Raw genomic sequence first — 11,880 nt, 5'->3', positions numbered from 1 at the left:
TCCGCATACTCGCACGATCGAAACGGACTGTGGTCCAATGCCCTGGCTCGATAGAACTCGCCGGCATAGTCAGACGCCCCCGGTCCATGCGCTTCGGACGAGCTCGATACTTTCCTTCAATCTCCGGAGACGAACACCGGGCGAGTCGAATACCAGCCCTGCACTGTCGTAGTCGGAACGCATCCACCCCGCACCGACACCGAATTCCAGTCGTCCACCTGACAGCAGGTCCAGGGTCGCGGCCTCCTTCGCGAGTACGACAGGGTTCTGGTAGTCGTTTACGAGGACAAGAACACCTAGCGTTCTGAGTCAAGAGTTCCATACATAATAATGGGATCAGTGGATGGCGCGTACCGGGCGGCCCAAAGCCGAGCTGGTCCTGTCCGACGACGAACGTGCCGCGCTGGAGGGCTGGGTGCGGCGCTCGTCGACACCCCAGGCGTGGGCGTTGCGGTGCCGGATCATCCTCGCCTGCGCCGAAGGGGCCTCGAACAAGGAGGTGGCCGCCCGTCTCGGTTCGACGCAACATGCGGTGGGACGCTGGAGATCTCGATTTCTCGAGCACCGGATTGCCGGCCTCGGGGACATGCCCCGATCGGGTGGGCCGCGATCGGTGACCGATGCCCAGGTCGCCGAGGTGGTGACCCGGACGCTCGAGACGACACCGAAGAACGCGACGCACTGGTCGACACGGGCGATGGCGCAGGAGACGGACCTGTCGCAGTCGACGGTCTCGAGGATCTGGCGGGCCTTCGGGTTGCAGCCTCACCGCACCGAGGGCTTCAAGCTCTCGACCGATCCGTTCTTCGTCGACAAGGTCCACGACGTGGTGGGCCTGTATCTCGATCCACCGGAGCGGGCATTGGTGTTCTGCGTCGACTGGGGGTCCCTCCCGCTTGCGGGGGCGAAGTCGCAGATCAGGCGTTGGACCGGTCGCAGCCGGTGCTGCCGATGATGCCCGTCGTGCCGCAGCGGATGACCTCCGACGACGTGCGCGCCGGCACCACCACCTTGTTCGCCGCCCTCGACGTCGCGTCGGGGAAGGTGATCGGGTCGCTGCATCGCCGCCACCGTGCCGACGAGTTCACAAAGTTCCTCATAACCTTGGACAAGCAGACCCCGCCGGGTCTGGATCTGCATCTAGTGCTCGACAACTACGCCACCCACAACACGCCGGCAATCAAGGCGTGGCTGTCGGCACATCCACGCTTCCATCTGCACTTCACCCCGACCGGATCGTCCTGGCTCAATCTCGTCGAGCGGTGGTTCGCCGAGTTGACCAACACGCAGATCCGTCACGGGGTGCACAAGTCGACTCAGGCTTTGGAGAAGGACATTCGGTCCTGGATCGCACAGTGGAACACCGACCCGAAACCATACGTGTGGACCAAGACCGCGGACGAGATCCTCGAACGCCTCGCGTCATATCTGAACAGGATTCCTGACTCAGAATACTAGGCGAACGCGTCGAGTGAGTTCGGCAGCTGCAGCGAGAGCTACCATCGGCGCGAACCTGAGTCCCGACAGATGATCGTTCACCAGAAGAACGTCGAATGGGCTGTCGTTGATCGCGGCGACTCCATCGCGCCACTGCTGAGCCGATACGCTCGGAGCGAGAGTTGCGCCGAACCGGATTGTTCTCTGCATTGCGTCGGCTTTCCTGTACGTGACATTCGCTTCGTACAAGAGTTCGTGTTGATCCTGTGACCACGTGGAACTATTGTATTTGAGCAATCGCTTGGTTGATTGGAAAGGGACGCCTCGATGCCGGCACCATCGCTACTGAATCTTCCCGCACCGTTAGCCGATTCCTGGGAATGGCAGCTCCGAGCCCTATGCCGCGAAGAGGACAACGGCACGTTCTTTCACCCGGACAACGAGCGCGGCACTGAACGCTCTGCCCGAGTGCAGGCCGCCAAGCAGATCTGCAGGCGGTGCATCGTACGGAGCGAGTGCTTACGTCACGCGCTGTCTGCCGGCGAACGTTATGGTACCTGGGGTGGCTTGTCCGAGGACGAGCGGCGCGCTCTTCACGCGAGAAACCGTAAACGACAGGCGCTTGGAGCGGAGCTCGATATCGTCGAGTGCGCGGCCTCCGCATATCACGTCACGACTTGACGGGCCGCACAGCTCCACTGGACACAAGGGCTGCATGCCCTGGCGCCGTATCGCTGTCGCAGACGTCGCGGGCGAGCGCGTATCGCTCGCCCGCTTCCGCGTCTACTTGCTGGTAAAACCTGCATCGACGGGCAACGTCACGCCAGTAACATACCGACCGGACTCCCCGACGAGGTAGAGCACAGCCTCGGTCACATCGGCGACATCGACCATAGGCACGGGCATGGGATTCGACATTGTCGCTGCTCGCTGTGGATCTGCGGCCACCCATTCGACCATCTCGGCGTGCTCTACCATCGGAGTCCGCACCCCCGTGGGATGCACCGTATTGACCCTGATCGAGTGGGGCGCCAACCACGCAGAGAACGAACGCATCAACCCGACTACTCCGTGTTTGCTCGCCGTATATGCGCTCGCCCCACCGGATCCGTCACCTCCACGACCGATGAGCCCCTGCGCTGAGCTCGTGATCACGATCGCCCCGCCGCTACGGCGTTCGATCATCAACGGCGCCACAATTGCGACCGTGTTCCACACCCCGACCAGATTCGTTTCGATAGTGTCGAGAAACACCTGCTGCGGGTCCGGTTCCGACGCCCGCTGCGGAGAAATACCCGCATTGGCCAGGACAATATTTGGGACTCCGAACCTCGCAATCCCCTCGTCGAGAGCAGCCTGCAGACCCGCTCGGTCGCGGACGTCGGCAACCACGGCATGGATCTTGCCACCAGCCCTCTCGACCTCCTTGACCGTCTGCTGCAGATCGTCCCTTGTGGCCATCGCATACGGCACGCTGTCGATCTGCTCGCAGATGTCGACAGCGATGATCGATGCGCCTTCCGACGCGAGCCGGACTGCATGACTGCGTCCCTGTCCACGTGCAGCACCCGTGATGAATGCGACTTTTCCTTCGAATTGCCTGTCGGCCTGCATAAAACACTTCCTCTACTCGGTGGGATGCTCGTGTTGGGCGATGGGAGACGACATGCTGTCGCTGTAACTCGGAATAGCGACGGCCTCGAGCAGCCGGTCGGCAATTGCGGCTCACCGCAACCTGAATACGGGAACGGCGCCGAAGCCGTCGACATTGCGAAAGCGGACGTGCACGGGAGCATCGATCGACACCGCCGAAGGAGGTCCGTCCACCTCGATGACCCCGAATACTCGAAGACCGCGTTGTTCGGGTAGGGCGATCCATCCCGCCGCGTAGGGCACATCCTCTCGGTAAGCTGACACGAAGCTCCGGTGGACAATAGTGAAGGTCTCAACCGTCCCGTCCCCACTCACCGGCTCGAACGAGTAGTTCACGCTGTCGCACCCCGGACACTCCGGCTCAGGGTGATGAATGAATCGTCCGCACGCCAGGCACCGTTGGATTCGAAGCTCGCCGTGGTTGCATCCCTCCCAGAATGGACGAGCCAACTCACTCGGTTCAGGAGCAACGCGAATCACCATGACGGTATTGTTTCAACCAAGCGCTTGGTTTACAAGGGGAGCAGATGGGTCGTCAGTCGTTTACAGGAGCAGCCGCCATCACCGGGATCGGCCTCACGGAGATATCACGCAATTCCGGCGTAGATCCACTCCAGCTTGCGTTGACAGCGAGCCGATCCGCGATCCGCGATGCAGGACTGCAGGAATCGGACATCGACGCCGTCCTGAGCTACCACATGAACGATTCCGCTCCCGTCACGGATGTTGCGGCCCACCTCCGTTTGAGCCCTGGAATTTGGACCAATGAGATCTTCGGCGGCGGAACACAATCGGCCTCGATTCTGGGAGATGCAGCGATGCTCGTCCATTCGGGCACAGCATCGAACGTCCTGGTCTACCGCGCCCTCAACGGAAGATCCGGCAAGCGGATGAGTCAAGCGCCGTTACGGCTCGCCGGCGGAGAGGCGCAATTTACCTATCCGTTCGGCATCGCGGGTCCGGTCAACCTGTTTGCCCTGTCCTCCGCTCGGTGGATGCATGATACCGGCGCAACCCAAGAAGACCTTGCCGCCGTGGTCTGTCAGTCCCGAAACCTTGCGGTAGCCAACCCGCGTGCGCTGGTCAAGACCGGAATGACATACGACGAGTACCTGACGGAGCCGTGGATCTCCACGCCTCTGCGCCGAGCAGATTGCTGCCAGGAAACCGATGCTGGAGCCGCGCTCGTCGTAAGCCGATCGGATATTGCAGCCTCTCTAGGCCCGCACAACCCGAGGATTATGGCAGTGGTGCGAGGCGGCGGACCCGGTGCCTCGAACATGGACAAGGCTGCCGACGTTTCCGCGCTGTTCTCCCGCCACCTCGCCGAGCGACTGTGGAGCATGGCCGAGATGCGCCCCTCCGATGTCGACCTCGCGCTGCTGTACGACGCCTACTCCCCCGTCGTCCTCCAACAATTGGAGGACTTCGGTTTCTGCGCCACCAGCGAGAGCGGCAATTTCGTTCGATCCGGGGAGACACTTCCGGCGGGATCGATTCCGGTCAATCCTCATGGTGGGCTGCTGTCGGAAGGATATGTGCACGGTCTCAACAACGTGCTCGAAGCCGTACGCCAGTTACGGGGCAACGCAGCGACGCATCAGGTCCCCTCACCTCAGATCGCGCTGTGCACCGGTTTCGGTGGCAGTTTCGGTAGTGCAGCGATCCTCGCCAGGAGTTGAGTTGACGGCAGCCGGACGTCAGTAACTCACCCGACCCTCGGTAAGTACGCCGGCACCTCCGACCGACACTGCATAAGGGACGCATTGCTTCTCAAGTGAAGCCGACTCGGGCGCAGCAATAGCAATGTCCAAGGCACTTCCGGGATAGACGGGAGCCGCGAAACGTGCAGTGATCGCCGAGAGTTCCCACGGCTCACTCGCCAGCGGTACCGCGAGCGCGCGAGCGACTGTGCCGAGCGTGCACAGACCGTGCAGGATCGGGCCGGCGAAGCCCGCGGCGCGTGCAGCGCCGGGATCGATATGGATGAGATGACGATCGCCTGTCAGCCTATACAGCGCAGCCTGTGTAGGCGGCACCCTCACCTGCAACGACGGAGTGAGCACCGGACCCCGCGCCGAATCCGACACCGCGCGACGAACCTCGACCGTCGAAGTATCGACGCTCGAGAACCCTCCTTTTCCGGGCAAAATGATCGAGTAGATCGCGGAAAAGTACTCGCACTCTGCCTCGATATCCAGAATCGCCGATCTACCGGTGTCCCGAACCGCCTGAATGCGACCGTAGACCTCGAACTCGGCCGACCGAGGAAGGGCTCGGTGCATTGCCAACGATTGGGCACCGTGAAGCGCTTCCTCCGGCACGAATGCCCCTGCTTCCGACGCCGCGTCGGCAACCCACAAGGCCAGCGGCAGAGCAAATGTCGGTAGAACCTTCAGGTCCCGCTCGAAGACGAGCGGCAGATCGTCCGCCCGGGCGCCGACGGCCAATGCGTACAGGATCGCGTCTTCTTCGCGGTACTGCACCACTCGTGTTCCCAACTGGCATCCAGCCCATTCCTTCAACTCCATACCGAAAGCGTATAGCATTTGAGCAAGCGCTTGGGTTACGCTGTTTTCAGCGCCGGAAACAGGCACGGTCACATTCATCACTCGGTACAACCGACAGGAGTTTCAGCATGGCGAAGCTGCGAGCAGGCCTGGGATACGAACTCGAGGTACGCGGACGCACCAAGGAAGTCGAACAGCAGGCCTTCGAGAACCTCATCGAGCAGGTCACGCTCGCCGATGGACTCGGCTACACCACTGCCTGGATGGTCGAGCACCATTTCACGCGTGGCTTCTCCCACTCATCCGCACCGGACATCGTCCTGAGCGCACTGGCACGCGTCACCAAACAGATCCGCTTGGGACTCGGCGTCGTCCTTCTTCCGTTCTCGCATCCGATCCGCACCGCAGAACGTGTTGCCACGATGGACATCATCTCGGGTGGTCGCATCGAATTCGGTACCGGTCGCGGCGCCTCACCGCTGGAATACCAAGCATTCCAGCGGCCGTTCGAGCAATCCCGCGCATTGTGGGAGGAGAACCTCGACACAGTGCTCGGCATCTGGGAAGCCGACGGCGAACCCTACAGCGCTGAGCACGAGTACTGGAGCGTCCCGGATGTCGGTGTCTATCCCCGACCCGTTCAGGAACCGCACCCTCCGGTATGGGTCGCCTCGACCAGCCTCGACGGCTATCTCCAAGCCGCTCGTCGCGGATACAACCTGCTCGGAATGACGATGCTCAAGGGCATCGACGATGTCGCCGAGGACATCGCGAAGTACAAGGAAGAACTTGCCCGCCACGGCTTCGATCCCGAGACCCGCAAGATTGCCCTGATGATCCCGTGGCATGTCGCGCCGACGACCGACGAAGCGCACGCCAATGCCGCAGACGCTGTGATGTGGTACATCCGCCGACAGGTCAACCTCGTCGCTCCCCCCGACTATTACGATGCACGGCACGCAAGCCACCGAGTTCTTGGAGCCCTCGCAGCAGGTCAGTCCCAAGAAGAGGCGATCGAGACTCTCCGTGAAAACCTCATGATCGTCATCGACGACGTCGAAGGCTCCAAAAAGGCTGTCCAGCGACTCGAAGAAGCTGGGGTAACAGACCTCATCGGACAATTCCAGGTCGGCGGACTCGACAACGAGCATGTCCTCAGCTCCATCAAACTGTTCGCCTCCGACGTCGTGGAGATCCGATGACTCAGACCACCCATTCCCTGTCCGAGCCTGTCGAACGCACATCGCTCCCTGGAATCAACCCACGCAAGGCGACGGGTCTTGTACACGTGGACCCGACAGTGTCGTCCGTTTTCCCCCTCACTGTCGACGACCGAGCCGCGTCGATAACTCTGGCCGCGCAGTCACTTACGGCGGCCGGCATCAAGCCCACGGACCGGGTGGTCGTCGCCCTCAACAACGACGGCGACCTCGGAGGCGCACTCGTCGCAGAAGCATGCTCCACCTTCGCCGCTGCCGCGGCCAGTGTCGGACCCCGCGGACGCATGAGACTGCTCCGCGCTCTGGAGAACCTCCGAGCAAGTGTCCTGGTGGGCACACCGACCGGAGTGGCCGATTTCCTCGCCCGGCTGCATCTCGAATTCCTCGTCGATCCACTGGATTTGGAACTTCGCCTGATCGTACTGACCGGTGAGATCGCAGATCCGAAGAGCATCCAACACCTTGGACGCGAGTTCGGAGCACAGACAGTCGAACTGTTCACCGACCCGGTGAGCGGCGTGCCTATCGCCCATAAGGATGCAAAGACCTCCGCGCTGGTCCCTGTACGCGACGACCTCCTGGCCTACGCGCAGCCGACAGCCGAGATCACCCACGACAACTTGTCGGAGATCGTGGTCCGGTACCCATGGCATTCCAGCCTCGGCGATACAGCAATCAGAACGGGCTATCTCGGTTCCACCGATGGCAACACCGTCGCAATGCCGACGAATACCTACGGCGACCTGATCCTCATCCGTGGTCGATGGGTTTCCATCACCGAATTGAAGCGTGCCTTGCGCGGCATCGACGGCATCGCACACTGGGAACTCCAAGTGCGCCGGCAGGGAACCCTCGACTCGGCACGCATCTACGTCTCGTTCAACCGAGACAGCTTGATTGCAAACGGAATGTGGCACGGACGAATCGCCCAAGCGATCACAACGATCACTCCCGTCTCGATCGAAGTTGCAATCGACTCCGAAGTGCGCGAGGAGTCGACTGCGCCATCGATCCGCGACGAACGCGGACAGCACCTGTAACAGAGAAGGAGAGGTTGCCATGAGCACGACCTCAACAAGTAAGTACGCGAACCAGACAATCGTCGACCCGTCGACCATGCGATCGGTTCTCGGGCACTTCGCAACCGGCGTGGTCGCCATCACCGCTGTCGATCCTGTGTCCGGCCAAAGAGCCGGTCTGGCGGCGAACTCCTTCACGTCGGTGTCACTGGACCCACCACTCGTCGCATTCTGTGTTGCCCACACCAGCAGCTCATGGCCGATGATCAAGCAGGCCGGCACCTTCGTCATAAATATCCTCTCCGAGGAACAAGAACATGTCGGACGACAACTCTCTGTCAAGGGCGGCGACAAGTTCGCCGGTCTGAACTGGCATCAGTCGCCCTCGGGCAGCCTGATCCTCGACGAGGCTGCCGCGTGGATCGAAGCCCGCATCGAGGCCGAACACGTCGCAGGTGACCACGTAATCGTGGTGTCGAATGTGCTGAATCTCCACGCCGACGACCGATCACCTCTGCTGTTTCACAAAGGACAGTACGGGCGCCTACATCTTGGCGAAAACTGATCTATTCGGTCGTTTCCGCCCACTACGTGCCAGATAACCGGGCAACCAACTCTCCCACCTTCGAACACCTTCATCTGCCGGAGGCATCATGAGCATGGACCGCCGATCCCGCGTCGACCTAATCGGCGCTGCGGCCTCGCTTGACGAATTCGATCCAGTGCCGAGTGCGCTCGACGCCATCGCGCGCGGAGAGATCGTCATCGTCGTCGACGATGAGGCGCGGGAGAACGAAGGCGACCTCGTAATGGCTGCCGAACATGTCTCGACCGAGAAAATGGCATTCGTGGTCCGGCACACCTCAGGATTTGTCTGTGTCGCTATGACCGAGCAACGGGCGGCAACACTCGATTTGCCACTCATGGTTCCCACTGCGGCCAATGCCGAGAACCTCGGTACCGCCTTCGGCGTGGCCGTCGATGCCAAAGACGGTGTCACTACGGGCATATCTGCCGCGGATCGAGCTGTCACGGCACGAAAGCTCGCGTCGGTATCGACACTTGCGAGCGATCTCACTCGCCCGGGGCATGTGATGCCTTTGTTGTCCCGGGCTGGAGGTGTGCTCGAACGTGCCGGTCATACCGAAGCGACCGTCGATCTGTGCCGGCTTGCGGGTCTCGAATCCGTCGGTATCTTGTGTGAACTGGTCGACGATGACGGCGAGATGATGAGGGGTGCATCGCTGTTCCGGTTTGCGCGACGACATGGACTGCACATTGTCAGCGTGCACGACCTCGTCAAATACCGCCGGCGGACCGAATCCGCGGTGACACGCGTTTCCACGGCCCATCTTCCGACCTCGTCCGGCGAGTTCACCGTTCACGCATTTCGCGATCAGGACGGTCTCGAACACTTAGCGTTGGTTGCCGGTGCGCCACATCTCGCCGGGTCTGATAACGACGCAGCTCTCGTACGAGTGCACAGTGAATGCCTGACGGGTGACATACTCGGCTCGCTCAAATGCGACTGCGGGCCACAACTGCAGGATTCTCTGCGGGCCATCGCGGCGGAAGACTGCGGAATCCTTGTTTATCTACGCGGTCACGAAGGTCGAGGTATCGGTCTCGGCGCGAAACTGGCCACCTACGGACTGCAGGAAGTCGGCTACGACACAGTCGACGCCAACGTCGCGCTGGGTCTTCCTGTGGACTCGCGAGACTACTCCGTGGCTTCTGCAATCCTGAAAGACCTGAGCACCACACGTATCCGTTTGATCACAAACAATCCGGACAAGATGCATGCACTGAGCGAGCACGGGATCGAGGTGATTCACCGCGTTGCTCATCCATCGCATGTCAATCCCCACAACGTGGATTACCTCCGGACGAAAAGGCGCCGCATGGGGCACTCGATCCCGATCGAGCCGGATGTTGCGAAATCCACCGGCTGAGTGAGCACGTCAGACAGAGGTCAGTGACCGATAAGGAAGAGTAGCTTCATGACGAGCGCAGCCCAGGAGCACGAATCGAAGGCGTACCCGCCGAGCCCGGAGTTCACCGCCACGGCCAACGCCGGTCCGGAACTGCAGGCCGCGGCCGACGCCGATCGGCTCGGATTCTGGGACGAGCAGGCGAAACGACTCGACTGGGCGCAGCCCTGGACGGAAGTGCTCGAGTGGTCGAACGCACCGCTGGCGAAGTGGTTCGTCGGCGGCAAGCTCAACGTCGCCTACAACTGCGTCGACCGGCACGTCGAGGCCGGTAACGGCGATCGGGTCGCCATCTTTTTCGAGGGCGAGCCCGGCGATTCCCGGTCGCTGACCTACAACGACCTGCTCGCCGAGGTCTGTCGCGCCGCGAACACCTTCACCGAGCTCGGCCTGGTCGCCGGCGATCGCGTCGCGATCTACATGCCGATGATCCCCGAGGCCATCGTCACCATGCTCGCGTGCGCGCGCCTCGGCCTGACCCATTCGGTGGTCTTCGGCGGCTTCTCGTCGTCGGCACTGCGCTCGCGCATCGACGACGCGCAGGCCAAACTGCTCGTCACGGTCGATGGCCAGTGGCGTCGTGGCCAGGCCGCGCCGCTCAAGGCAGCCGCCGACGAGGCCGTCGCCGATGCGAAGTCGATCGAGCACGTGCTGGTCGTCGCGCGCACCGGCATCGACGTCGAGTGGACTTCAGGTCGCGACCTCTGGTGGCACGAGACCGTCGAGAAGGCGTCGCCGGAGCACACCGCGCAGCCGTTCGACTCCGAGCATCCGCTGTTCATCCTGTACACCTCGGGCACCACGGGTAAGCCCAAGGGCATCATCCACACCTCCGGTGGCTATCTGACCCAGGCGTCGTACACGCACCACTACGTCTTCGACCACAAGCCCGGCAAGGACGTCTACTGGTGCACCGCCGACATCGGCTGGGTCACCGGCCACAGCTACATCGTCTACGGCCCGCTGAGCAACGGCGTCACCCAGGTCGTCTACGAGGGCACCCCCAACTCGCCGAACGAGCACCGGCACTTCGAGATCATCGAGAAGTACGGGGTGTCGATCTACTACACCGCCCCGACGCTGATCCGCACGTTCATGAAGTGGGGTCGCGAGATCCCCGACGCCCACGATCTGTCGTCGATCCGTCTGCTCGGCAGCGTCGGCGAGCCGATCAACCCGGAGGCGTGGCGGTGGTACCGCGAGGTCATCGGCGCGGATTCGGCCCCGATCGTCGACACCTGGTGGCAGACCGAGACCGGCGCGATCATGATCTCGCCGCTGCCCGGCATCACCGCCACCAAGCCCGGCTCGGCGATGGCGCCGCTGCCCGGCATCTCGGCGAAGATCGTCGACGACGAGGCCACCCCGCTCGGCGCGGGCGGTAACGGCTATCTGGTGCTCGATCAGCCGTGGCCGGCGATGCTGCGCGGCATCTGGGGCGACGAGCAGCGTTACCGCGAGACCTACTGGTCGCGCTACGCCGAGCAGGGCTGGTACTTCGCCGGCGACGGTGCGCGTTACGACGACGACGGAGCGCTGTGGGTGCTCGGCCGTGTCGACGACGTCATGAACGTGAGCGGTCACCGCATCTCCACCTCGGAGGTCGAGTCGGCGCTCGTGTCGCACCCGTCCATCGCCGAGGCCGCGGTCGTCGGCGCGGCGGACGAGACCACCGGTCAGGGCATCGTCGCGTTCGTGATCCTGCGCGAGCACGTCGCCAACACCGGCGACACGCTCATCAAGGAACTGCGCGATCACGTCGCGGTGGAGATCTCCCCGATCGCCAAGCCGCGCCAGATCACCGTGGTACCGGAGCTGCCGAAGACCCGCTCGGGCAAGATCATGCGCCGCCTGCTGCGCGACGTCGCCGAGGGTCGCGAACTGGGCGACACCTCGACGCTCGTCGATCCGGCCGTCTTCGACGCCATCCGCGCCCGTTAGTTGTTGCGGGTCATGACGTTGTAGACACCACCAGGGGCTGACGAAGGCGGACGGGTCTTCCGGCGGCAGGATGGGAAGTACCACCAACTCATCCGCCGAACGAAAGAAC

10 protein-coding genes and 3 pseudogenes are annotated in these 11,880 nt (G+C 62.4%); 8 read left to right on the top strand and 5 right to left on the bottom strand.

Going from position 1 to position 11,880, the window contains the following annotated elements:
* Positions 1-69 precede the first annotated feature (69 nt).
* Positions 70-288 (bottom strand): annotated as a pseudogene (locus tag ACLBYD_RS25615) (LLM class flavin-dependent oxidoreductase); the annotation flags it as partial.
* A gap of 55 nt (positions 289-343) precedes the next feature.
* Here ACLBYD_RS25615 and ACLBYD_RS25610 point away from each other — a divergent pair.
* Both ACLBYD_RS25610 and ACLBYD_RS25605 read left to right on the top strand, forming a co-directional pair.
* Positions 344-1,458 (top strand): annotated as a pseudogene (locus tag ACLBYD_RS25610) (IS630 family transposase).
* 306 nt (positions 1,459-1,764) lie between these two features.
* A complete protein-coding gene (locus tag ACLBYD_RS25605) occupies positions 1,765-2,118 on the top strand; it encodes a WhiB family transcriptional regulator (RefSeq protein WP_447818603.1) in 354 nt (117 codons plus the stop codon).
* A gap of 102 nt (positions 2,119-2,220) precedes the next feature.
* On the opposite strand, the gene ACLBYD_RS25600 is transcribed toward ACLBYD_RS25605, so the two are convergent.
* The 3 genes and pseudogenes from ACLBYD_RS25600 to ACLBYD_RS25590 all read right to left on the bottom strand — a co-directional run.
* Positions 2,221-3,051 carry a mycofactocin-coupled SDR family oxidoreductase gene (locus ACLBYD_RS25600; RefSeq protein WP_447818602.1) on the bottom strand — a complete coding sequence of 277 codons (831 nt, stop codon included), beginning with the start codon at positions 3,049-3,051 and terminating at the stop codon, positions 2,221-2,223.
* Positions 3,052-3,162: 111 nt separating this feature from the next.
* Positions 3,163-3,426, bottom strand: a complete 264-nt coding sequence (locus tag ACLBYD_RS25595) for a Zn-ribbon domain-containing OB-fold protein (protein WP_447818634.1) — start codon at positions 3,424-3,426, stop codon at positions 3,163-3,165.
* 12 nt (positions 3,427-3,438) lie between these two features.
* Positions 3,439-3,573 (bottom strand): annotated as a pseudogene (locus tag ACLBYD_RS25590) (zinc ribbon domain-containing protein); the annotation flags it as partial.
* Between the two features lie 44 nt (positions 3,574-3,617).
* On the opposite strand from ACLBYD_RS25590, the gene ACLBYD_RS25585 reads away from it, so the two are divergent.
* On the top strand, positions 3,618-4,772 hold the full coding sequence (locus ACLBYD_RS25585) for a thiolase C-terminal domain-containing protein (protein ID WP_447818601.1): 1,155 nt from the start codon (positions 3,618-3,620) through the stop codon (positions 4,770-4,772).
* Between the two features lie 18 nt (positions 4,773-4,790).
* Here ACLBYD_RS25585 and ACLBYD_RS25580 read toward each other — a convergent pair whose 3' ends face one another.
* Positions 4,791-5,621 (bottom strand): MaoC/PaaZ C-terminal domain-containing protein, encoded by an 831-nt coding sequence (locus ACLBYD_RS25580; protein ID WP_447818600.1) that lies wholly within the window; start codon positions 5,619-5,621, stop codon positions 4,791-4,793.
* Positions 5,622-5,728: 107 nt separating this feature from the next.
* Here ACLBYD_RS25580 and ACLBYD_RS25575 point away from each other — a divergent pair, with 107 nt between their 5' ends.
* From ACLBYD_RS25575 to acs, 5 genes are all read left to right on the top strand, one after another.
* Complete coding sequence (locus ACLBYD_RS25575; RefSeq protein ID WP_447818599.1) at positions 5,729-6,802, top strand: LLM class flavin-dependent oxidoreductase; 1,074 nt, start codon at positions 5,729-5,731, stop codon at positions 6,800-6,802.
* Positions 6,803-7,149: 347 nt separating this feature from the next.
* The gene (locus ACLBYD_RS25570; RefSeq protein WP_447818598.1) at positions 7,150-7,860 is read left to right on the top strand and encodes a hypothetical protein; all 711 of its coding nucleotides are present in this window, start codon (positions 7,150-7,152) and stop codon (positions 7,858-7,860) included.
* Positions 7,861-7,879: 19 nt separating this feature from the next.
* Positions 7,880-8,404: a flavin reductase family protein gene (locus ACLBYD_RS25565; protein ID WP_447818597.1), complete on the top strand. Its 525-nt coding sequence runs from the start codon at positions 7,880-7,882 to the stop codon at positions 8,402-8,404.
* An 88-nt stretch (positions 8,405-8,492) separates the two neighbouring features.
* Complete coding sequence (gene ribB / locus ACLBYD_RS25560; protein ID WP_447818596.1) at positions 8,493-9,791, top strand: 3,4-dihydroxy-2-butanone-4-phosphate synthase; 1,299 nt, start codon at positions 8,493-8,495, stop codon at positions 9,789-9,791.
* 48 nt (positions 9,792-9,839) lie between these two features.
* On the top strand, positions 9,840-11,771 hold the full coding sequence (gene acs / locus ACLBYD_RS25555; RefSeq protein ID WP_447818595.1) for an acetate--CoA ligase: 1,932 nt from the start codon (positions 9,840-9,842) through the stop codon (positions 11,769-11,771).
* Positions 11,772-11,880 lie beyond the last annotated feature (109 nt).

Source organism: Rhodococcus sp. C26F (assembly GCF_053345925.1).
This window is presented reverse-complemented; position numbering and strand designations above follow the sequence as displayed.